The sequence below is a fragment of the Nocardia sp. NPDC058633 genome (assembly GCF_042717045.1).
Lineage (GTDB): Bacteria > Actinomycetota > Actinomycetes > Mycobacteriales > Mycobacteriaceae > Nocardia.
In genome coordinates this window covers 77,988-100,595 of sequence record NZ_JBHXRA010000016.1, presented here as the reverse complement: position 1 = coordinate 100,595, position 22,608 = coordinate 77,988, and the positions used below count along the sequence as shown (strand labels likewise).

The window sequence follows — 22,608 nt, the reverse complement described above, 5'->3', positions numbered from 1 at the left end:
CTCCTACTCGGACGTGCCGAATCACTCTTCCGGTGCATCGGGGAAAGCCTGCTGGGTGTAACCACCGCGCAGCGTTCCCTCGAGGTAGGCGGCCTTGCAGGCGCGCCGGGCGATCTTGCCGCTGGAGGTTCGCGGGATGGAACCGGCGGGCACCAGCAGGATGTCACGAGCTGTCACGCCGTGGCGGGTCGAGACCGCGGCACGCACCGCGTCGGCGATCGGGCCGGGATCGGCCTTGCCCGCGCCGGGACCACGTTCGGCCACCACCACCAGTTGCTCGGAGGCGTCGTCGACGTCGAACTTCAGGCCGGAATGGCTGTCGGCGGCGAAGACCTCGGCGGGCAGCTGATTGGCGGGCACCGCGAAGGCCGCGACGAAACCGGGACGCAGCGACTTGGACGCCTCCTGTGCGGAGAACTCCAGATCCTGCGGGTAGTGGTTGCGTCCGTCGACGATCACCAGGTCCTTGACGCGACCGGTGATGTAGAGCTCACCTTCGAAGTACACGCCGAAGTCGCCGGTGCGCATCCAGTCGGCATCGGGATCGGTGCCGTCGGCGTGCCCACCCTCGACGGGCTCGGTGACCTTGTTGCGGAACGCCTTGGTGGACTCGGCGGGACGACCCCAGTAGCCGATGCCCATGTTGTTGCCGTGCAGCCAGATCTCGCCGACCTGCCCGTCGGGCAGCTCACGGCCCTGCGCGGTGTCCGCGCTCTCGGGGTCGACGATCACGGCCCACTGCGACAGCCCGACGTAACCACACGAGACCTGCGCGATGGCCGACTCGTGGGACTGGTCGACGCGCACCATGCGGCCCGCGTTGAGTTCGTGACGATCGACGTAGACGTATTTGGCCTCGTCCTCGGCGCGGGTAGCCGAGACGAACAGCGTCGCCTCCGCCATGCCGTAGCAGGGCTTGATCGCGGTCTTGGGCAGCCCGTAGGGCGCGAACGCCTCGTTGAACTTCTTCATCGAGGAGACCGTCACCGGCTCGGACCCGTTGATCAGGCCGATCACATTCGACAGGTCCAGCGACTCGCCGGGCTTGGGCACACCGCGCGCGGCGGCGTGCTCGAAGGCGAAGTTCGGCGCGGCCGCGAACGTGCCCGCACCGTCGGAAACGGCGGCGAGCTCGTTGATCCAGCGCGAGGGACGACGCACGAACGCACTCGGCGACATGATGGTGATGAACTTGCCGCCGACCGCGGGCAGGATCACCGTGAGCAGACCCATGTCGTGGAACAGCGGGAGCCAGGTGACGCCGCGCGAGTTCTCGTTCATGTTCAGCGAGTTGATCATCTGCAGCAGGTTGGTGCCGACCGCGCGGTGGGTGATCTCCACACCGGCGGGCACCCGGGTGGAACCCGAGGTGTACTGCAGGTAGGCGATGTCGTCGATCGCGGTGTCGGGGCGCACCCAGGAGTCACCGAGGGTGTCCGGGATGGCGTCGACGGCGATGATGCGCGGACGCTGCGCGGCGGGCAGCGAGCGGAAGAACTGGCGAACGCCTGCGGCCGAGGAGGTCGCGGTGAGGATCGCCGACGGCTCGCAGTCACCGAGGACGGCGTGCAGGCGGTCGGTGTGGCCCGGCTCGTCGGGATCGAACAGCGGCACCGAGATGGTGCCCGCGTAGATCGCCGCGAAGAAGGAGATCACGTAATCCAGGCCCTGCGGCGCGAGGATCGCGACCCGGTCGCCCGGGTTGGTCACCTGTTGCAGGCGAGCGGCCACCGCGCGCAGCCGTACTCCGAACTCCTGCCAGGTCAGCTCGTGCACCTCGCCGTCGCGTTCCCGCGAATAGTCGATGTAGCGGTACGCGAGCGTATTCGCATCGTTACGGGTGTGCTTCTCGACGTGATCGACCAGGGTCCGGCCCTCGGGAATGATGATATTCCCGGTCGCGTCCAGGTAGTCGTCGAAAGTCTCTTCCATTCCTTCTTCTCCTTGCGAGGACGCGATGACAAGCTCTGCGGCCTCGACTCGCTATATCGCCACCGGACGTCGAACTCACACGAACGTGCGTCGACAGCCTGCGGATTTTCGAGCGGTCTGCGCGGTGACCGCTATCGGCTAGATGTTCTCAAACCAGAGTCATGTTACAGAGAGCCCCCGCTCAGTCCTCCCGCAGCAGCGGAATGACGGGCGCGAAAGCGTCCATCTGGGTGGGGAAGATGCCCACATACGACATCGAAGTGAGTTGTCGCACACGCTTGACCTGTTCGGCGATTTCCTCGAACGTGCCGATCGCGATGTAGGGCGAGCTCAAAATCTCCTCGACGGTCAGTTCGACGTCGACTTCGAGGTCGGGATGCAGGCCGCGTTCGATCGCGCGCAGCGCCATCTCGGCGGTCTTCTCCCGGTCGTCGGTGATGACGATGGCGGTGATGGCCCAGTTCAGTTCGATGTCGGCGAACCGGTCGCCGGCAGCGGCCTTGACGATGTTGACCTTCTCGATCGTCTTCTCGAGCGTGATGCCCGAGAGCAGGCCCTTGCCGTTCTTGGTGGTCTGCGGCACGACCGAGACGATGTCGGCGTGCTTGGCCGCCAGAGCCAGCATCTTCGGTCCGCCGCCACCGGTGCACAGCGGCGGGCGCGGGCCCTGCCGAGGCCGAGGAGTGCCCTTGATGCCACGCACCTGATAGTGCTTGCCCTCGAAATTGCACTCCTGGCCGCGCAACAGCGTGTCCAGGATGGTCAGCGACTCGTCGAGCTTCTCCAGCCGGATGCCCGGACGCTCGAACGGGATGCCCGCGTTGTCGAACTCTTCCTTGATCCAGCCCGCGCCGACACCGACCTCGAGCCGCCCCTTGGACAGGACATCGAGGGTGGCCAGCTCCTTGGCGACCACGACCGGATGACGTAAACCGTTCGCCAGCACCGAGGTGCCGAGGCGGATCTTGGAGGTGGCTTGGGTGAGTGCGCCCAGCGCGGCGATCGGGCCGATCTGATCGCCCAGGTGATCAGGAACGAAGAAGGTGTCGTAACCCATCTCTTCGGCTTCCTGCGCCGTCTGAACGAACTTGCGCGCGCCACCCTCCTGCTTGTTGCCCTCTCCGGCCGCTCCGAAGCGGAACGGACGCAGCGGCGTACCCAGCGCGGTCAACTCACCGACGGGTGCGGCAGCTTCGGTCATGAACTCTTCGCTCCTGGCTGGTGTGGACTCGGGCGCAATTCCCAGCGCACTTTACAGCGTGCGAGCGATCCAGCGTGCGGATGTCACAGCGAGGCGTGATCCATGGCAATCACGCCCCCGCTGTGACTGTGACAACTCCGTCAAGAATGCGGCGGATGCGGTGCGTTCTCGATGAGTTCGGCTGCCCAGTCGACCGTCCACTGGGTGGCCGTTGTGCCGTTGCTGTCCACCGGGTTCGAGGCGTACAGCGCGTGCACCGGATTGCCCGCGGAGCGGATCAACGCCGCGAGACTGCCGAGCGCGTTGGCCGGATTGAGGGCCTGGCGGGGCGCGTCGCAGATCATGTCGCCGGGCGCGCAGATGGAGTACACCTTCGGCGCCAGCGTGCCGAAACCGCCCGGTCGCGGGCCGGTCATGCTGATGCCGGGCACATTGACGCCTTTGAGCGCCACCTCGGCACCCTCACCGGTGGGCGGGGGGTTACCGATCTCGGTGGGTTGGCCGGGCCCGCTCGCGGTGCGACGGCCGTCGGCGATCACCGTCACGCCGAGCACATTGGCTTCCGGGATCGGGCCGTTGCCCGCACCGATCTGGGCGGCCACGTCGCCGGCGATCACCGCGCCCTGGGAGAAGCCCGCGATGACGAAGTTCGTCAACGGGCATTCCTTGTGTCGCTGGGCCAGCACATCGGTGGCGCGCGCGGTGCCCTCGGTGCGGCTGTTGTTGTAGGAAGCCTGGCCGTCGGGCGGGAACGCGATCGGGTTCGAGAACTGGGCCACGTACGGGACCGTGTACACCTCGAGCCGGTTGTCCGGGAACTGCGCGCGCAGCGGCCCGGACACGCTGAGCATCAACGAGATCGGGTTCGCCTGCGGGTTGTACGGATCGTCGGTGCTCGACGACTCCCAGGTGCCCGGGATCGAGAGCATCATCACATCGGGGCAATCCGCGGACTGCGACGTCGGCGGCGGCGGACCGGGCGGGGTCGGCGGCGGCTCTTTCAACCGGCCCGCGAGCAGGTACCAGAGCAGCACGATGACGATGATCGCCAGCACGAGCAGCGCCAGCACGGTGAAGCATCCCGCAGGCCAGAACCTGCGGGAGCCTCGCGTCGATCGGGGCGTCACTAGCAGTAGGTCGAGTTCGCGGCGGCGATGTAGATCTGCGCTGCCTGGTTGACGTCCATCTCGGTCGCGTCGAACGCCGGGTCGGTGCCCGCCATCGCGGCGACGAAGGTGGCGACATCGGCGTCACTGGCGCCGGTGCCCTTGGTCGAGCAGATGTAGGTCGCGGTGGTCAGCGCGGTCGTCTGGTCGCCCGGGGTGATGCCGTTCTTGGCCAGCTCGTCGAGAAACGCCTTGTCATTGCCGGTCGCGGGGGCGGCGGCACTGGTCTGCGGGAGGGGCGTCGGTTCCTCGGCCGGCGCGTTGGTCTCCGCTGCCGTGCTCGACGGCGCCTCGGCGGGCGGCTCGATGACCACGGGCGGCGTCGTCGACGACTTCGCGGCGGCGCTGCTCGAGAGGGTGGGCGTCTGCGACGCGGTCGAGTCGTTGCCGCCACAGGCGGACAACAGGGCGACGGCAGCGAGCGCCGCGACCGATCCGGCTACCGTGCCAGGGATCCGATGCATGAAGATGTTCCTCGATCGTTCGTCAGGGAAGCGGTCGCAGACCAGGCTAGCCGGACTGTCGGCGCTGCCGGGTACCGCGCGGCGATGCTCAGAGAGTTCTCAGCCCGAGCTCACACACCATGAACCTCGGATTTGCCGTCCCGCACCACGATGAACCCGGTCTGGAAGTTCTGCTGGATTCCGCCCGGAACGGTGAACTCGTCGCTCACCGGATACCCGAGCCTGCCGTTCTCGAACCCCTGCGCTCCCCAGGCGTCGGCGAGCGCGCCGTTGCGCACCGACCAGGCCCCCGACAGCGGGCTCCAATAGATGTTGCCGCCCTCGAACCGACTGTAGCGCCCGAGATCCTTCAGCGGCGCTTCCTCGGCGATCGGGAAACCGAGCGGGCTGGTCTCGAAGCCGAGCTGGCTGTACTTGTCCAGGACGAAGCCCTGTACCCGGTGCGCGCCGGTGGCCGGGCTGTAGAACATCGGCCCGTGCTCGAAGGCCTGCACGGAGCCGTGACGGCTGGGTGTGGGGGCTTCGGCGGCCACCGGATAGCCGGCGGGACCACCCTCGAACCCCTGCCTGCCCCACTCTTCGAGGAACGCCCCGCGCACCACCTGAGCGCCGGTCTGCGGGGTCCAGTAGATCGAGCCGCCCTCGAAGGTCTGCATGCGGCCGCGCCCGTCGGGCAGGCCGCGCTCGCCATCGGTGGGCAGGCCGAGCGGCGACGACGCGCCGCCGATGCCCGCGTAGGTGCCACCGATGCGCCCGGCCACCGCGTGCGTGCCCGCCGTGGCCGAATGGAACACCCGACCGTTCGAGAAGTCCTGCACCATTCCGGCGCCCGCGGGGTATTCCGCGGTCAGGCAGTTGCCCAGCCAGTTCGCCGCCTGCGCGACCCCGCCGATCGCCCCGCCCAGTGTGCAATTCGAGCCGCCGGGATCGGTTCCGAGCGCCGCGGCCGCCTGCGACCACGACTGCCGCATCTCGAAATCCCAGTACGGCCACGTATGTGTGCCCGCGGGACGGTAATTCGCCTGCACCGGGATCGCCAGCTTCTCCAGCTTGGCGACGAAATTCTGGGTCGACAGTCGCGAGAGGATCTCCAGGCCGGTGCCCGCCCAGTTCTCGCTCATCAACGGCACTTCGCCGAGCTGATCGTGCGAGCCGGCCAGACCGCTGCCGCTGGAGACATACATGCTCACGCCTTTGAGCTTGTCGGCCAGCAGATACGGATCGTGTGCCTCCCACTCGGGACTGCCGGGCGGGCCCCACATCGCGCCCGCGTCGAAACCGCCCGCGTCCTTGTTGGCGAACGTGATCGCCTGTGGCATTCCGAGCGTCGTGGTGGTGAGCAGGCCCGAGTACGAGGCCACATATCTCATCAGCCCGGGATTGCGGCCCGCGAGGTTCATCGCCGCCGTGCCACCCATCGAAAGTCCCTGCACCCCACGAACATCCGTGGTTCGCCAGTCACGTTCCAGGATCGGCGGAAGTTCCTCGGTCAGGAACGTCTCCCACTTGTAGGTGAAGCCGTTGTCGGGCGCTAGCCAGTCCGAATACCAGCTCGACTGGCCGCCGACCGGCAGCACCACGTTCACGTTCTTGTCGGCGTAGAAACCCTCCGCATCGGCGTCCTTGGTCCAGCCGTTCTCGTCGTCCTGCGCGCGCAGGCCGTCGAGCATGAGCATCATCGGGAACTTCGCGTCGGGGCGCACATTCCAATCCCGCGCCAACAGCATCTGCACCTGGATCGGGGTCTTCATGGCCGCCGAGTACACCCACAGCGCTACCCGCCGATCCGAGAGCCAGTCCACTCGCTGCACCGCCGACACCGCGGGCTGCGCCTGCGCGGGAACGGTGACAGTCGGGGCGAGCAAGGCCGCCGCCATGGCCGCGATGCCGAGAATCCGCCGCATCGGCGCTGAAACACTATGAACCGATACACGATGTTTCATCACACGCGACCCTCCTCATCCCGGAACGGGGACACAGCATCACTGTCGGTTGTACCGCAGCGATTGCCGATAACTGGGGAGGACACGCGAAGGGCTCACACAGCAAAAAGACCGGCTCACCCTGGGGATGAGCCGGTCTTCGAGTTGTTGCTGAGCGGAAACTACTAGGCGCCCAACGCATTCAGGATGTGCGGACGCGCCTTCCACAGCTCGTCTTCCCAGTACTTCCACGAGTGGGTACCGGAAGCGCCGATGTCGTAGACGGCATTGATGCCCAAGCTGTTGAGCCGACGCTGGAACGCCAGCGTGCTCACGAACGAGATGGCCTCGATGGCCATCGCGTTACCGGTGTTGTAGACGCCGCCGAGACCGGCCGGCTTGTCGTGCTGGGCGGGCAGGCCGTTGGCCGAGGAGATGAACATCGGCAGGCCGCGCAGCTCGGGCGCGAACACCATCGGGTCCATCCGCAGCCACGCCGAACTCCACGGGGCGGCCATCGCGTCGACGTTGAAACGGCCCGCGTCGAGCATCATCACGCGGATGGCCTCACGCATACCCGGAGCGCCCCAGTTCAGCGGGCCCGAGAGCGAGGAGGCGTGCTTGAACTGATTGCGGTTCAGCGCGGCCAGACGCAGCGCGGCCGGGCCCGACATCGACAGGCCGAGCACCGCGTTGTTCTTGCGGGAGACGCCGTAGCCTTCGAGGAAGGCGGGCAGCTCTTCGGTCAGGAAGGTCTCCCACTTGTAAGTGGTCTTCTGGCCGTTGGTGTTGCTCGCGGCGGTCCAGTCGGCATACCAGCTGGACTGGCCACCGACCGGCATCACGAGGGTGACGTTGTCGTTGCTGAACTGCTGCATCGCGTTGGTCTCGAAGGACCACGCGTTGCGGTCGTCGCGAGCGCGAAGGCCGTCGAGCAGGTAGAGCGCGGCGTTGCCACCATTGCGCGCCCACTGCACCTGGACCTTCACCGGGCCCATCTTCGAGGGCACCATGAGTTCTTCGTAGCCACCTGCCGGCGCACGCAGCGCGGGTGCCGACACCGGGGCGGCGAATGCGGTCGGGGCCGCTCCCGCGGCGATCGGCAGCACGAGGGCTGCAGCGCCGACAGCTAGAATTCGTTTACGCCAACTACGAGATGCCGGCGCGACGGCCTTGCCGAAACGCATGTGAATTCCGCTCTCTTTCTGCTGTTATGGCATGCCAGACCCGTCCCCGACGTCGACACGGCCCCGACAGCACGGTCGATCAGCGGGCGAAACAACGATCTGGTCACACTTACGCTCGCTGGAGGATATTCGACGCGCGAATTAACTGCAAGGGCAGGGATATTCGCGGCTGGCGCCGCGGGGTTTTCGGCCCTGTGGGCCTCGAATCCGAGGGGCGATACTGCGCCTTCGGCGTTCCGTCTCGCCCGTCGGATCCGAGGCGGCCGAAAACCCGTGGTCGGCGAGTTCGACATGGGGCGTGGTCAGCTTATGGACGTATTGTTCAGTCGCCGCACGGGCCGGGACACACGGAACCGGCACCGCAAACTTTGCGGTGCCGGTTCGTGATGTTCACCCGATGTTGTTCGACAAATCCGGGATCATCCGCAGGGCTTCGTCATTCCAGTTGTTCCAGGCGTGGATGCCGAAGGCCGGGAAAGAGTAGTGGACGTTGCGGGCGCCCAGGGTCGCCATCCGGACCTCGAAAGAGCGAGTGTTGGCCAGCGCCAGCGCTTCCAGTGCCATGCCGTTGACGGTGCCCATGTTCGGGCCGTCGGTATTGGTGGGCAGGCCTGAGCCCGCCGCTATCCACAGGCGGGTGTTGTTGGCTACCAGGTTGGGGGCGAACACGAACGGGTCCATCCGCAGCCACTGTGGGCCCCACGGCGGTGCCATGGAGTCCACGTTGTAGCCGCCCGCGTCGAGCATCGCGATACGGATCGCCTCGCGCATGCCGGGCGCCGAGATGTTCAGGTAGCCGGAATACGCACCGGCGAAGGAGAACTGGTCGGGATGGTAGGCGGCCAGGGTCAGCGCGGCCGAGCCGCCCATCGACAGGCCGAACACGCCGTTGCGGAAACGATTGAAGCCGAGGCGGTCGGCGAGGGCGTTGCGCAGGTCGCCGGTGAGGAACGATTCCCATTGGTAGCGGTAGCTCTTGCCGGGCCCGCCCGACAGCGCGTTGCCCGCCCCGGAACCCGAGGACGGCGCACCGTTGCCGGGGATGCCGAAGAAATTGCTCGGCGCGTTCCAGTCGGCGTAGAAGCTCGACATCCCGCCCACGGGCATCACCACATTGATATTGGCCGCGGCGAGCGCATTGGGGATATCGGTTTCGATCTCCCAGCCGTTGAGGTGTTCCGGTGCGCGCATGCCGTCGAGGACGTAGACGACGCGGTTGGTATTGCCGTCGGCGGCGCGCAGCACGCGCGATTTGATCGGACCCATGCCGGAGTCGACCCAGAAGTCGAAAGCATTGCCGTTGAAGCCGGCCGAGGCGGGCGCGATACCCCCGGAAACAGCCGTCGCGATCGGAACGAGCAGAGCCATGGATACGCCCGCGGCCCAGCGCCGCGCCCACGAACCAGCGGCTGCGGTCTTCACGGGCCCACGCTTGCGGCGCAGTGTTCGCATTCGACTAGACCTTTCTCGCAGACCGAACGCGCAAACCCCGAGCTACGCAGTCGGATCCCTCATCGGACGTCGAGAAAAACCAATCCAGGGCAAAACGGACGATTCAACCTCGACGCATGCTCACTGTGTATAAATCGGTGACGATTGGTCTACATGTTGCTGGAAAGTGACCCGAAGCACAACTCCGGGCAATCTGTCGCCCATGATTCGTCACCGAGCATCACTCGGATCGTGACAGAAACGAGAAAAACCCGCCCCGTGCAGGTGCACGGGGCGGGTCCAACTCAACACGCGGCGCCGGCCGCCGAGAAGTCAGCCGAAAACTCAGCCGATGTTCGCGGACAGGTCCGGGATCATGCGGTTGACTTCGGTTTCCCAGTTGCGCCAGTTGTGCACGCCGGTGATCGGGAAGTCGAAGTGGGCGTTGCCGCCGCCGAGGGTGGCCATGCGGACCTGGAACGCGCGGCTGTTCACCATCGCGAGCAGCTCCAGCGGAACGCCCTGAACGATCTCCATCGGGTTGGACACGTCGCCTGCACCGGGGATACCGCTGGCCGCGGAGACCCAGATCCGGGTGCCGTTGGCGACCAGGCGCGGGGCGAACACGAACGGGTCCATCCGCAGCCACTGCTGGCCCCACGGCGGCGCCATCGCGTCGATGTTGAAGGCGCCGGCCGAGATCATCGCGACACGCATGGCTTCACGCATACCGGGCGCCGAGATGTTCAGGTAACCGGAGAACGAGCCCGCGAAGCTGAACTGGTCGGGGTGGTAGGCGGCCAGCGTCAGCGCGGCGGAGCCGCCCATCGACAGGCCGAACACGCCGTTGTTGTTGGGGTTGAAGCCCAGACGAGCCGCCAGCGCGTTGCGCAGGTGGCTGGTGAGGAAGGTTTCCCACTTGTAGGTGTTCTTCTTGCCTGCCACCTGGGTGGGCGCGACCGACGAACCGGTCATCGACGACCCGGTCGCGGCCGAACCGGTGGAGCTACCACCCGAACCGGCATCGAGACCGAAGTAGCTGCTCGGCGCGTTCCAGTCGGCGTAGAAGCTGGACTGGCCGCCGACCGGCATCACGACGTTGATGTTGGCGTCCATCAGCGCGCGGGCGACATTGGTGTCTTTTTCCCAGCCGCTGAGGTCGTCGCCGGCACGCATACCGTCGAGCGCGTACACGACCCGATTGGTGTTGCCATCGGCCGCGCGGAAGATCCGCGACTTGATCGGGCCCATCTCCGAGTCGACCCAGAAGTCGAAACCGGTGGGATCGAAGGCCGCCGTCGCGGTGCCGGTGGGACCGGCCACCGCCGCACCGATCGGCAGCACTACAGCCAGGGAGAGAAGCACCGATCGTTTGAGCCAGCCGGCTCCCCGGGCTCTGAGACGTCCGCCACGCATTCTGGTATGGGCCTTTCCTCGTGCGGTTCGCGCGGAACCGCGGTTGCAATGACCGCCGACTGGATACCGGCACACCAGTGCGCCGACGGGCCGTTCTTCAGAGACCATATCGCTACATCGATAGCCTGGCGTTACCGAAAAGTGATTTAGCGGCGAACGCCACTAAATAAGTCCAGGCCAGCCGGTGTAGTTCATAGCTCGGTGGGTAGCTGAACCGGCCATCCGGACCGGTTCAGCGAGGAGGTTCAGGGAAGGGGTCGACCAGCCCACAACGCTGGATTTCGTACTTGGGGATCCGATCTATCCGGTACTTCGAGAACGCCAGGGCATTGCGGAAGTTGTGCTTGAACCGGTCGAAGGTCAACGGGTCGCGCACGGAGACCATCAGCGCCTGGGTCTGCGGGCACGACATCGCCGTACGCGCCTGGGTGACCCATTGTTCGTCCAAGTACCAGGGCATCCACGGGTGGATGTCGACCATCCCCGAGTCGGCGACGACCCAGTCCGGCAGCAGGCTCTTGTCGTGGCCGATGCGGCCGTCCGCGAGCCGGTCGGAGTGCGCGGCGAGCGGGTAGGCCAGACCCATCGGATCGATCACGCGGACATCCAGCGGCACGTTCATGCTCGTCATGCCCAGGTTCAAGAAGTAGACCGTGTGCCCTGCGCCCCCTTCGGGGATCGGCTCCGGCGGCGGGTCGAGGTACCAGAAGGTGAACGCGGGCGAGTTCAGCAGCAGGCCGCCCTCGGGGTTGGCGGCGATGTCGTTGACCATCGCCCGCATCCGCGGGTAGTCGAGGTAGTCCTCGGCCAGGATCGGGTGGTCCTTGCCGGTGTTGAGCACGTAGTAGATGCGCTCGTCGACGATGCCGGAGGGCCGGATCTTGGTGCCGGTCGTGATCGCCGTCGTGTTCGACGCGTACAGCGACCAGCCCGCGGCGCCGAGCAGCGCGATCAACAGCGCCACGACCGACCAGTCGGCCTTCTTGATACGCGTCGGGATGGGCACGACGGCCACCGGCAACAGCAGCAGGAACAGCTGGGTGAGCAGCATTCGCCCGTGCATGAAGTCGCCGCCGACGCGCACCGCGTACACGGTGAGCAGCAGACCGCTGCCGAGCACCAGCGCGACCACCGCGCTCGGCGAACGCAGCCACGCCCGCACCCCGGCCACCGACAACGACGGCAACGCGAAGCCGCGCGCGATGCCCGCGACCACACCGGCGATCAGCAGCACGAGCAGCGGAATCCACAGGTGGTACGGACCGACCAGGTCCCACAGGTACGTGAGGCCCTGGCTCCACTTGGCGCCGCCCGCGTCCTTGGCGACCGCGGTGTTCGGGTAGGGCAGGCCGTAGTAGCCCATCCGCCAGATCTGGTAGCCCACCGGCACGATCCCGGCGACGAACACGATCAGCGCGCGCAGCGCGATCGGCCCGAAACGGAACCGCGGCATCGGCGCCAGGAAGATCATCCCGAGCGCGAGCACACCGATCAGCGTGGCCTCGGGACGGACCAGCGGCGCGAGCCCGGCGAGGAAGACCAGGCCCAACAGGCTCGGCACCCGGACGACAGCGGCCTGACTCCAGCGGATCATCAGCCACCACAGCAGCCCGACCCAGCAGATCACCAGACCGCTCTCCAGCCCGGAGGTGGCGTAGTCACGCGCGGGCGGCAGGGCGATGTAGACCAGCACACCAGCCGGGATCAGCAGTTGACCACCGGTTCCACCCCACAGCCGCGCGGTGCCGAGCATCGCGAACACCACCGCGAGCACCGAGACCACCAGCGCAACCCCGAGCACCACGTACTCGAGGCGGGCCTGGGTGACCCAGGAGAAGAACCAGATCAGGTAGGTCCACACGGTGCTGGTGTTGGCCTCGACCCGCTCGTCGGCATTGAAGACCGGGCCGTTGCCCGCCAACAGGTTGCGGACCGTGCGCAGCACGATCAGGCCGTCATCGGCGATCCAGCGCCGCTGCCACGCACCCACCGTGAACAGCACGGCGGCGAGTACCACCCCACCGACGAAGATGGTGCGGGACAGAACCGAGGAACGCGCGTCGGTACGCGGCGACTCGTCGTCGCGTAGCTGCTCGTGTTCGGTTGAATCCTGCTCCGCTACCAGCATCTCGTCAGGTGAGATAGACAGCGACACCTACCGCTCCGATCCAGGCAATAGCGAGGAACTGCAGGATGCGGTCCCCCAACGCGATCTCTTCGGGTTCACCGGCCCCGCCACCATCGACGTCGACCGCGTAACGCAGGATTGCGATGGTAAACGGGACCATCGAGATCGAGTACCACTGGGTGTCCCGAGCGGAGTCCTGCTGGAATGCCCACAGGCCGTAGAAGACCACGACCGCGGTGGCCGCGAGCGTCCAGATGAAGCGCAGGTAGGTCGGGGTGTAGTACTCGAGCGACTTGCGGATCTTGGCGCCGGTGTCCAGCGCGTACTGCAACTCGGCGTACCGCTTGCCCGCCGCCATGAACAGCGAACCGAACGCCATGACCAGCAGGAACCACTGCGACAGCGCGATGTTGGCGGCCGCGCCACCGGCCACGGCGCGCAGCAGGAAGCCCGAGGACACGATGCAGATGTCGAGCACGGCCTGGTGCTTGAGACCGAGGCAGTAGGCGAGCTGGATGCCGATGTAGACCGCCATCACCACGGCCAGCTGCCACGACGCCAGCAGCGAACCGGCGATCGACCCGATCAGCAGCACCGCGGCGAGCGCGTAAGCCAGGTTGACAGGAACCACGCCCGCCGCGATCGGCCGGAAGCGCTTGGTCGGGTGGGCCCGATCGGCGTCGACGTCGAGTGAGTCGTTGACCAGGTAGATACCCGAGGCCGCCATGCAGAACACGACGAACGCGATCGCGACGTGCAGGAGAATGCCCGCGTCGCCGACCGTTTCCGGTCCGGCGGCGAGCGGCGCGGCGAGCACCAGGACGTTCTTGACCCACTGACGCGGGCGCATGGCCTTGATGACACCACCGAGCAGCGTCTTCGGCGGGCCCTTCACAGCACCCTCTTCGAGGACGGCGGCGGACGGTTCTTCACTCATCTTGGCCAAGGTTCTTTCAGTCGCGGTCACTGTGTTCCATTCTGGCGCTCACAAGCCCTGCGTGGTTTACGCACGGCTTCCGCCTCCGGGCTTTGCGCTCGCGCCAGGGCGAAGTCTCTTCTCAGCGGCTAGCACGGCAGCAGCCGACGCGGCCCCCAACGCGGAACCGGCGATCACGTCGGAAGGGTAATGCACCCCGAGCACAACTCGCGACAGCAGCATCGGCGGGACGATCACCGCAGGCAAGGGTAGCCCGGTCAGTCGGCCGAGCAACACCGCCGCGGCCGTGGTGGATGTGGCGTGCGAGGACGGGAAGCTCAACTTGCTCGGCGTCGACACGTTCACCTGCACCGACGGATCGTTGGGCCGCGGGCGCCGCACGATCCGCTTGATCACGATCGACGCAGCGTGCGCGCCGACCGCGCCCACCGCCACACCCGCCCACTGACGGCGGCGTGGCTTGTCGACCAGCCAGCCCGCGGCGGCGATACCGACCCAGCCGAGCGCGTGCTCACCGAAGTGCGACATGCCGCGCGCGGCGGAGACGACGGCCGGGTTGTTGCCGATGGTGCCTTGCACGGCGTTGAGGATCGCGACCTCGACCGGGACCTCGACGTAGTCGCCGCCGCAATCGCAGCCGCCGCAGCAGCCTTCCTCGGCCATGTCCACTTCGGGCATTTCGGTGTTGGTCACTTCGCGGTTCCGTTCAGGCTGTCGTCTTCTGGGCGTTCCCGGGGCTCTGCGTGGTTACGCTCGCTGCCGCCGCCGAGCCCGTCGTGAATGCCGAAGGTCTTCTCCCACGCCGCCGTGCTGGTGAGCTCGGCGTGCGCGGCCCGGTAGCGCTGCTGCATCTCCGGGAAGCGGGCGGTGAGTTCCTTGCGCAGGCGCATCGCTTCCTTGAGCAGGTCGCGGGCCTGGCGCGGGTCACGCTTGCGGTAGACGACGCCGCGACCGTCGGCGGTGGTCACGGTGACACCGTCGACCTGGGAGAGCAGGTACCAGCGCGCGTCCAGGGTCGGCACATTGAGCTGCGGCGTCTCGTAGGCGGCCGGGTCGGCCTTGCGGAAGTTGTGCACCACGCCCTTGGCCAGGCGCGCGACCTTCGCGATGGGGTTGCCCGGTTCGCCGACCGCGCCGACTCCGTGCCGATTGGCCAGCGGCAGTTCGGTGGACGAGGGCACCACCACCGCGTCCGGGAACTGCTTGCGCATGGCGTGGATCTTGCCCAGCGCGGTGGGGAGCAGGTCGAACAGACCCTCCGGGCCTGCCAGGAAGTCGCGGATCGCCTCGTTCTGGATGGCGACCGTGGAGTACTCCAGGCACAGCAGGTGCTTGAGGGTGGCCTTGATCGTGTTCACGATCATCGGCTTGCCGTCACCGGGCAGGTGCAGGGAGGCCACGACCAGGCGGTTGCGCAGGTGGAAGTAGGCCTGCCAGTCGATCGCGTCGTCCTTGTCGGACCAGGCCATGTGCCACACGGCCGCACCGGGCAGGGTGATGGTCGGGTAGCCGGCATCGCGCGCGCGCAGGCCGTACTCGACATCGTCCCACTTGAGGAACAGCGGCAGCGGCTGACCGATCTGCTCGGCGACCTGACGCGGGATCACGCAGGTCCACCAGCCGTTGAAGTCGACGTCGATGCGCCGGTGCAGCAGCTTGGAGTTGTCGCGGTCCTTGAGCGGGTACTTCGAGAAGTCGTGGTCGTATTCGACATTCGGTGCCGAGGACCACATGAAGATCGAGCGGTCCACGACCTCGCCCATGCTGTGCAGGTGCGAACGCTCCTGCAGGTTCAGCATCTGCCCACCGACCAGCAGCGGCGACTTCGCGAACCGGGAGAACGCGAGGGCCCGCAGGATGGAGTCGGGCTCGATCTCGATGTCGTCGTCCATGTAGACGATGTACTCGGCGTCGGTCTCGAGCGCCTCGTACATGACGCGGCTGTATCCGCCGGAACCACCGAGGTTGGGCTGGTCGCAGATGGCGAGCCGGTCACCGAGCGTCGCGGCGGCCTCGGTGAAGCCGGGCTCGTGGACGACCTTGCGGTTGCCCTGGTCGGCGACGATCACGGCGGCGATGTTGTTGAGCACCAACGGATCCGAGCCCAGTGCGCCGAGCGTCTTGACCAGGTCGGTGGGGCGGTTGAACGTGGGCATGCCGACCGCGATCGAGCCCGTGCCCGGCGCTTCCCGCGGTGCGTACCAACCACCGGACAGCAGCGTGACGGCCGTGTCGGTGGTGATGTCGAACCAGATCCAGCCGCCGTCCTCGAACGGGCCGAGATCGGTTTCGAACTCCACGACCACCGAGTCCGCGGCTGTGTCGAATTCGCCGAACTCGCTGTCCCCTTCGTGGTTACGCTCCGCTGCCGCCTCCGGGGCCTGAGCTCGCCCGGCAAGCGCGACGGCGAACTCCTTGCCCTGCACATGAATTCGCGAGCCGTCGGCCTTGGAACGGTAGACATCGACTCGGCCGTGCCCGGCCAGTTCCAGGCGAAGAACCACCGACTTCAGCACGCTCCAGCGACGCCAGTAGCTGGCGGGCAGCGCGTTGAAATAGGTGCAGAACGACACCTCCGACTCCGCGCCGATCGAGAGCGCGGTACGGCTCGTGGCATGCGCGCGACGGGCGTTGGTGGTGGATTCCTCCAGGTAGAGGGTTCGCACATCCAGCGGCTCACCCGGCCGGGGCAGGATGACGCGCTGCAGCAGCGAGATCGCGCGGGATTCGGTCGTCACGTCTTCGAGCATGGCCTTGGTCATGCCGCGTCCTTCCTGGCGTGCTCGGGCGCCCTGCGTGGTTACGCGGGCTGCCTCCTCCGGGCGCTGACCGCTCACGCCGGATCCACCAGCGTCGCACCGGATTCCAGGTGGGGGCGCAGCACATTCTCGAACATGTTCAGCGCCGAACCGATCGCCATGTGCATGTCCAGGTACTGGTAGGTGCCGAGCCGGCCGCCGAACAGCACCTTCTTCTCGGCGGTTTCCCGCTTGGCCCGCTCGCGGTAGGCCAGCAGCTTGGCGCGGTCGTCGGGGGTGTTGATCGGGTAGTACGGCTCGTCGCCGGTCTGCGCGGAGCGGGAGAACTCGCGCATGATGACCGTCTTGTCGGTCGGGTAGTCGCGCTCGGGGTGGAAGTGGCGCGGCTCGATGATGCGGGTGAAGGGGACGTCGGCGTCGTTGTAGTTCATGACGCTGGTGCCCTGGTAGTCACCCTGGGAGAGCACCTCGGTCTCGAAATCGATGGTGCGCCAGCCCAGTTCACCTTCGGCGTAGTCGAAGTAGTGATCCAGCGGGCCGGTGTAGACCACCGGGGCGTCCGGGTTGGCGGCGACGATCTCGTCACGCACGTCGAACCAGTCGGTGTTCACCCGCACCTCGATCAACTCGGATGCGGCCATGTTCTCCAGCCACTTCGTGTACCCCTCCTTCGGCAGGCCCTCGAAGGTGTCGTTGAAGTAGCGGTTGTCGAAGTTGTAGCGCACGGGCAGGCGGGTGATGTTGCCCGCGGGCAGCTCACGCGGGTCGGTCTGCCACTGCTTGGCGGTGTAGTCGCGCACGAACGCCTCGTAGAGGGGGCGGCCGATCAGCGAGATCGCCTTCTCCTCGAGGTTCTGCGCGTCACCGGTCTCGACCTCGGCGGCCTGCTCGGCGATGAGCGCCTTGGCCTCTTCCGGGGTGAAGTAACGACCGAAGAACTGCGAGATCAGGCCCAGCCCCATCGGGAACTGGTACGCCTGCCCCTTGTGCATCGCGAACACCCGGTGCTGGTACCCGGTGAACTCGGTGAACTGGGTGACGTAGTCCCAGACCTTCTTGTTCGACGTGTGGAACAGGTGCGCGCCGTACTTGTGGATCTCGATACCGGTTTCCGGTTCGGGCTCCGAATAGGCGTTGCCACCCAGGTGGTAGCGGCGGTCGAGCACCAATACCCGCTTGCCCAGCACGTTCGCTGCACGCTCGGCGACGGTCAGCCCGAAGAAACCGGAGCCGACCACGATCAGGTCGTACTGGTTGGCCGGGGCGGTGGAATCTGCGTTGACGGGGTTACCCTCAGGCGATGCGGCGGTCACGGGTGCCCAGCGTATCGGAAGACCACGGTTTGTCCCGGCGGAGTCTCCCACCAACCCCTGACCAGGGGTTATATCGCCGGTCCGCCAATGGGGGTATCCAAGCCGACTCGCAACGCCTCGGAAACAGCACGACGACCGGCGTGCGGCGGCCGCCTGCCGATCTCAGTACTGCGGGTAGTGCTGATGGCCGCTCGGTCGCCCGGCCCGGATCCAGCGGCCCGTAGACGGTGCCGCGGCCAGGCACAGGATCAGCAGCGCGAGGCCCCCGCCGAGCACGCCGCCGATGATGGTGGGGGCGGGGTCACCGGTATTTCCGAGGCTGACCACCGTGGAGACGCCCATGCCGAGCACAGCGAGCGAGGACAGCATGATCAGGATCACCCGGCCCGCGGCCTTGCGGCGGAACAACAGGATGGAGCCGAGGAACCACAGCAAGCACACGCCGCCGCCGACGATGAGCGGCACCATGACGACAGGGGCGTCGATGCTGCTGGACTTCGAGGATCCGAGTGTCGCGGCTACGCCGATCGCGAGGAAGAGCCCGGAGATCAGCGACAGCAGCAGCGTGATCACCGCGGCGGTAATGGCCGTGCCACCGCCCGGGCGCGGCTGACCGTAGCCCGGCGCGTACGGGTAAGGCGCGGCACCGTAAACCGGTGCGCCATAACCAGGTTGAGCGTATGGCTGTGCGGCGTATCCCGGCTGACCGCCGTACGGGTCCCCGTAACCGGGTTGCGCGTACCCCTGTCCCCCGTATGGGTCGTGGCCCTGCTGTGGGCCGTACGGATACCCCATGGTGTTCCCCCTCCTGGCGAGCTGTATCTGTCGCCGCTATCTCGTACCCGGCCGCGCAACACCCTCCGCGGCGATGCTGACCTGCTGAAACTATACGTCCGGTCCGACAACGCTTTCCGGGCGAACGAGCGTGTAGGCCGCGGTCTGCGGCAGCACCGCGGGCAACAGCACCACCCCTCCGAACACGGTGCACGAAAGTGCCGCCGCCCAACTGTGATTCACGATCGCTGTCACGGCTCCGGGCACCCCGCCGAGGCCGATCAGAATCGAGCGAACAACGGGTTCGTCGGCGAACCAGTGGATGCCGTACCCGGAGTCGTAGTTCACGAGTGTGGCGAGCAGGCCGAGTACTCCGAGGGCGAGCTGCGCGCCCGCGGCGACAGCGATCACCCACCGACCGGACTCGTCCCGGCGCGCCAGCAGTACGCCCCCGTAGGCGAACGCGAACATCGCCACCAGCGCGCCGAGCGTGGCGAACAGTGCCAGCGAGTCGTCGAGCTCGCCCGGATCGCTCAGGAACGACCGCACGAGAACCACGGCCCCCACCAGGTTCGCCGCCGCGGCGAGCCCCGCGAGGCACACGGCGACGATCGCCGCCACCTCGCCCCTCTTCGATTTCGTCTCCAGCACGACCATCCCCCGAACTTATCCCGTTCCGCCTCGATCGGCGCGCCCGTCAGCTGCGCGCGGCCGGTGCGAAGCAGCGAGTACCCCTACCGCGTAGTGGTCCAGCGCCGCGTCGGCTCGCTCAGACTGAGGGCGAGGATCACCACATTGAGCACCAACCAGAAATCCAGCGGCCCGAACCGCCATCCGTGGCTGGCCCCGTTGAGCACGATGACCAGCGAAGTCGCCCCGGCCATCACCGCCGCCACGGTGAGCAGCGCTCGCCTGCCGAGCATTCGCCGCCGCAGCAACAGCACTGCCCCGAGCAGGTAGACCACCCCGAGCCCGCCGACGATTCCCGCGCCCACGTAGTCGAGGTCGAGCTCGCGCCCGACCGCCCGCAGCGCCGCGGTCGCCGTGCCGACACCGATCCCCGCCACGCCGACCAGCACCCCGAGCCAGCCCGCCACCAGCGCGGTACCACGCCGCGGCCGCCGCTCCCGCTGATCCACCACAGTCCCCCGCTACCTACTCGACGTCGTCGCCGTCAGTTATACGGCGCGATCCGCGATCGAGCACGGTGGTGCTCCGCTCCCGCACCGCCGATGCAACCTCCGCGCGAGCACGCCGCAGCCGCTGGACGCGCACGCACCGAAATCCGATCGCGGGCGAAACCGTTGCGGGCGAACAGCACTGCGCCGCGCCCCGACCAGCGGGGCGCGGCGCGGCTGACAACTCATCGACCTGTCCGGCAAGCCCTCCGTCAGGCGGACTGCCCGGCGACGTAAGCCCGGAAGGCCTCGAGGATGTACTCGGCGACGCCTTCGCCGTGCACGTCGTAGTTGCCCCGGAAACGCGGGTCCGCGACGTACATCTCACCGAGCCCGAGAAGGTATTCGTTCGACACCGGCCTGCCTTGCGTGCCGACGCCGAGCCAGGCGCGATGCCGGGCGACGATCGCCTGCACGACGTCGCCTTCCACGGGAAGACCTGCGGTGCAAGCCTTTCCGAAGTCGTCGGCGATGTCGAGCTGGGTCTGTTGAAACGCCTTCTTCTCGTTGTCGGTCAGCGAACGCCACCAGCGATCACCGCTCTCGTACGCGTCCTTACCCCAGCGCTCGGTGACTTCGTCCTTGTACTGGGTGTGGTCGAAACCGTCGAAAACCTCTGCGGCCATGAGTGGTTCACCTCTTTCTGTCTTGCGCAGCGTGGTCGACACCGATTCGATCTGCCGCGCCACCCGATCCTGTTGCTGCCGAAGCAGTTCCAGGTGGGTGCGCAGCGCACCGGCGGTGTCCTGTTCACCGGCGAGAACTTCGGCGATCACAGGAAGGCCGAGGCCGAGTTCGCGCAGCAGCAGAATGCGCTGCAGTCGAACAAGGGAGGTCTGGTCGTAATAGCGGTACCCGTTGGCCCCGATCCTGCTCGGTTCCAACAGCCCGAGTTGCCCGTAGTGGCGCAACGTACGACTGGTGGTGCCCGCGGCCTTCGCGAGGTCCTGAATGGACCATTCACCCACCATGACCTGCTCCCTTTTCTCGCCGGTACCTCCACTGTGCAAGTTGACGCTACGTCAAGGTCAAGTGGTGATGCCGACCGGCGAAACCCGGCCCGGTGCCGCCCGTCCGCCCTTCAGCGACCGGCCGGCCGGAATCGGGCCGAACACGGTCGCCGCGAGAGCTACTCCGAGGTTCCGGCCGTCGGACCGGACGACACCACTGCCGACCGGCAGGGCCTGCTCACTCCCCGTCGTACACGCTGGGCGCGGCGGCGGGGTTCACCGGGCCGTGCACGGGCTCACCCCTGACCTCGGCATCGGAGGGAATCTGCATGCCCTGCGGGTCGCCGGGTGAGACGACCTGGGGGCCGGCGATCTCCGGCGCCCGCAGGCCCGGCCGACCCGAAGCCGTCGCGGGCAACTGATCACCCACGTCGGGAACGAGCTGCAACAGCGTGGAGAAGTCGACAACCTGGGCGCCGAGCGTCTCCGTCGCGACGATCACCCCGTTGGCGTACAGCCGATAGGTGCCCGCCCGTTGCGGCAGCAGCATTTCCGGACCGATCGGCTCGCCGACCGCGCTGTCGGCACCGCCGATGCGCCGGTACTCGGTGTCGATCACCGATTCACCCGCCAATGCCTCGATGGTCAGGTCCGGTTGCGCCGGTGCGGCGGGCACCGCTGGGGCCGGGACGGTTTCGACGAAATCGCCGGGCGCCGGTCCCACCGCGAAGGTTTCGATATCGGCGGGCCTACCGCCGTCCGGAGCCGCCGAGTATTCCGAGCGCAGGATCTGCCCGCGACGCAGCAGCACGGTGCCCGAAGTCGCGGCCACCGCTTCGGTGGAGCGCGAATCCTCCTTCACCGTCCCGGGATACGCCTGGCAGTCGGTGGTGTCACAGGTTCGCGCGTAGTCGTAGCGGGTCTCGGCCAGCGCGTAGGAGCGGGCCGCGATCGCCTGTGCGCGTAAGGCTTCGAAGGCGCCCTGGTCGGCCCAGTTGGCCTGCATCTCCGCGGGCAGCACGCCGGCGAGGTAGTCGTCGAGGTCCACCTGGTTGACGGTGCGATAGGACTCGCCTTCCAGCGCCACCCCGAGTGCGCCGCGGTAGGCGGTACCCCCGCACAGCGTCAGGTGTTCCTCGGCCGGCCTGCCCGCGCCCGCGCCGATCGGATAGACGAACGGATCGTCGGTCGCGTCCTGCCACAGCACTTCTCCGTCGCAGCCCGCGGTCACCACCACGTTCGCCCCGCCGTCGGGCAGCGGCGTGAGATGCGCCGCGTCGCCGGGGCCGATCATGCGACCGGCCACCTGCGCACCGGCGGCGGCGAAGGTGTCGAGGGTGGCGTCGTCCTGCGCCTGGAGCCGGACATCGATCGTTGTCGGCCCGATTTGCCCGAAGTCTGCGCCGGGGTAGTAGTGGCCGAGGATTTCCTCGGCCGACCAACCCGCCCGCGCGTTGTCGAAGGCGCCGACCTGGCTCATGCCGCGACCGTGCCCCGCGCCGACGGTGGGGGCGATCTGTCCGGGCAGGATCTGCCACAGCCCGATCGCCCCGGCCAAGGCCAGCACGGTGCCGCTGACCAGTACCGGCAGCGGGACGCTCCGAATCACTGGCACGGCCCGGCGACGGGTGCCACGGCCGGTTCTGCGGTTGATCGAGGCGTTCGGTCTCATGCTGCGCTCCCACGGTTTCGCGGTTCTACCGGCGGAGCTCGCGTCGGCATGTCGTCGTCGCCAAGCGGGTTCCGAGGGCTACATTCGAGCAATCACATAATCCTCAACTTGAGGTTGAGATGTGTGACGTATGTTAACTAGTGTGATGTGTGAGGTTAGAGGAAGCAAGCATCACATG

Annotated in this window: 18 protein-coding genes; all 18 read right to left on the bottom strand. The window is 67.2% G+C overall.

The genetic code is table 11. The features are described 5' to 3' along the window. Window positions 1–21: 21 nt before the first annotated feature. The 18 genes from fadD32 to ACFWUR_RS21655 all read right to left on the bottom strand — a co-directional run bounded on the left by fadD32 (window position 22) and on the right by ACFWUR_RS21655 (window position 22,430). Window positions 22–1,932 carry a long-chain-fatty-acid--AMP ligase FadD32 gene (gene fadD32 / locus ACFWUR_RS21740; RefSeq protein WP_378909134.1) on the bottom strand — a complete coding sequence of 637 codons (1,911 nt, stop codon included), beginning with the start codon at window positions 1,930–1,932 and terminating at the stop codon, window positions 22–24. 181 nt (window positions 1,933–2,113) lie between these two features. After that, complete coding sequence (locus tag ACFWUR_RS21735; protein ID WP_056822285.1) at window positions 2,114–3,133, bottom strand: LLM class F420-dependent oxidoreductase; 1,020 nt, start codon at window positions 3,131–3,133, stop codon at window positions 2,114–2,116. A 140-nt stretch (window positions 3,134–3,273) separates the two neighbouring features. After that, window positions 3,274–4,266, bottom strand: a complete 993-nt coding sequence (locus ACFWUR_RS21730) for a cutinase family protein (RefSeq protein WP_378909244.1) — start codon at window positions 4,264–4,266, stop codon at window positions 3,274–3,276. Beyond that, complete coding sequence (locus tag ACFWUR_RS21725) at window positions 4,260–4,763, bottom strand: DUF732 domain-containing protein (protein ID WP_378909133.1); 504 nt, start codon at window positions 4,761–4,763, stop codon at window positions 4,260–4,262. Before ACFWUR_RS21725 ends, ACFWUR_RS21730 begins: the two co-directional genes overlap by 7 nt. A gap of 110 nt (window positions 4,764–4,873) precedes the next feature. Further along, a complete protein-coding gene (locus ACFWUR_RS21720) occupies window positions 4,874–6,667 on the bottom strand; it encodes an alpha/beta hydrolase-fold protein (RefSeq protein ID WP_378909131.1) in 1,794 nt (597 codons plus the stop codon). Between the two features lie 203 nt (window positions 6,668–6,870). Next, window positions 6,871–7,872, bottom strand: coding sequence for an alpha/beta hydrolase (locus ACFWUR_RS21715; protein ID WP_378909130.1), 1,002 nt, complete (start codon window positions 7,870–7,872; stop codon window positions 6,871–6,873). Between the two features lie 390 nt (window positions 7,873–8,262). After that, entirely contained in the window at window positions 8,263–9,324 is a 1,062-nt protein-coding gene (locus ACFWUR_RS21710) for an alpha/beta hydrolase (RefSeq protein WP_378909128.1), read from the bottom strand. A gap of 324 nt (window positions 9,325–9,648) precedes the next feature. Then, window positions 9,649–10,719 carry an alpha/beta hydrolase gene (locus ACFWUR_RS21705; protein ID WP_378909127.1) on the bottom strand — a complete coding sequence of 357 codons (1,071 nt, stop codon included), beginning with the start codon at window positions 10,717–10,719 and terminating at the stop codon, window positions 9,649–9,651. A 232-nt stretch (window positions 10,720–10,951) separates the two neighbouring features. Continuing rightward, complete coding sequence (gene zomB, locus ACFWUR_RS21700) at window positions 10,952–12,847, bottom strand: flagellar motor control protein ZomB (protein ID WP_378909242.1); 1,896 nt, start codon at window positions 12,845–12,847, stop codon at window positions 10,952–10,954. A gap of 4 nt (window positions 12,848–12,851) precedes the next feature. Continuing rightward, window positions 12,852–13,784, bottom strand: a complete 933-nt coding sequence (locus tag ACFWUR_RS21695; RefSeq protein ID WP_378909126.1) for a decaprenyl-phosphate phosphoribosyltransferase — start codon at window positions 13,782–13,784, stop codon at window positions 12,852–12,854. A gap of 66 nt (window positions 13,785–13,850) precedes the next feature. Continuing rightward, entirely contained in the window at window positions 13,851–14,447 is a 597-nt protein-coding gene (locus tag ACFWUR_RS21690; RefSeq protein ID WP_378909240.1) for a phosphatase PAP2 family protein, read from the bottom strand. 26 nt (window positions 14,448–14,473) lie between these two features. Continuing rightward, entirely contained in the window at window positions 14,474–16,546 is a 2,073-nt protein-coding gene (locus tag ACFWUR_RS21685; protein WP_378909124.1) for a glycosyltransferase, read from the bottom strand. Between the two features lie 71 nt (window positions 16,547–16,617). Next, window positions 16,618–17,856 (bottom strand): UDP-galactopyranose mutase, encoded by a 1,239-nt coding sequence (gene glf, locus ACFWUR_RS21680; RefSeq protein WP_378909123.1) that lies wholly within the window; start codon window positions 17,854–17,856, stop codon window positions 16,618–16,620. A gap of 162 nt (window positions 17,857–18,018) precedes the next feature. Continuing rightward, complete coding sequence (locus ACFWUR_RS21675; protein WP_378909121.1) at window positions 18,019–18,651, bottom strand: hypothetical protein; 633 nt, start codon at window positions 18,649–18,651, stop codon at window positions 18,019–18,021. Between the two features lie 90 nt (window positions 18,652–18,741). Continuing rightward, entirely contained in the window at window positions 18,742–19,287 is a 546-nt protein-coding gene (locus ACFWUR_RS21670; RefSeq protein WP_378909120.1) for a hypothetical protein, read from the bottom strand. A 77-nt stretch (window positions 19,288–19,364) separates the two neighbouring features. Then, window positions 19,365–19,772 carry a hypothetical protein gene (locus tag ACFWUR_RS21665; RefSeq protein ID WP_378909119.1) on the bottom strand — a complete coding sequence of 136 codons (408 nt, stop codon included), beginning with the start codon at window positions 19,770–19,772 and terminating at the stop codon, window positions 19,365–19,367. Between the two features lie 248 nt (window positions 19,773–20,020). Next, the gene (locus tag ACFWUR_RS21660) at window positions 20,021–20,779 is read right to left on the bottom strand and encodes a MerR family transcriptional regulator (protein ID WP_378909117.1); all 759 of its coding nucleotides are present in this window, start codon (window positions 20,777–20,779) and stop codon (window positions 20,021–20,023) included. A 217-nt stretch (window positions 20,780–20,996) separates the two neighbouring features. After that, window positions 20,997–22,430 (bottom strand): SpoIID/LytB domain-containing protein, encoded by a 1,434-nt coding sequence (locus tag ACFWUR_RS21655; protein WP_378909116.1) that lies wholly within the window; start codon window positions 22,428–22,430, stop codon window positions 20,997–20,999. Window positions 22,431–22,608: the final 178 nt, after the last annotated feature.